Annotated in this window: 1 rRNA gene; it reads left to right on the top strand. The window is 58.3% G+C overall.

Going from position 1 to position 504, the window contains the following annotated elements:
- Positions 1 to 504, top strand: a 16S ribosomal RNA gene (locus B5F71_RS19715); the annotation flags it as partial.

Genomic DNA, 504 nt, shown 5'->3' with positions numbered 1-504 from the left:
CACTGACGTTGAGGCTCGAAGGTGCGGGTATCAAACAGGATTAGATACCCTGGTAGTCCGCACGGTAAACGATGGACACCCGCTGTCGGCGATATACAGTCGGCGGCCAAGCGAAAGCGTTAAGTGTCCCACCTGGGGAGTACGCCGGCAACGGTGAAACTCAAAGGAATTGACGGGGGCCCGCACAAGCGGAGGAACATGTGGTTTAATTCGATGATACGCGAGGAACCTTACCCGGGCTTGAACTGCGCCTGAATGTGCCGGAAACGGTACAGCCGCAAGGCAGGCGCGGAGGTGCTGCATGGTTGTCGTCAGCTCGTGCCGTGAGGTGTCGGCTTAAGTGCCATAACGAGCGCAACCCCTTCCGGCAGTTGCCATCAGGTGATGCTGGGTACTCTGCCGGTACTGCCATCGTAAGATGCGAGGAAGGTGGGGATGACGTCAAATCAGCACGGCCCTTACGTCCGGGGCTACACACGTGTTACAATGGGGGGTACAGAGGGC

Source organism: Bacteroides sp. An269 (assembly GCF_002159755.1).
GTDB classification, from domain to species: Bacteria; Bacteroidota; Bacteroidia; order Bacteroidales; family Bacteroidaceae; genus Phocaeicola; species Phocaeicola intestinalis.
This window is presented reverse-complemented; position numbering and strand designations above follow the sequence as displayed.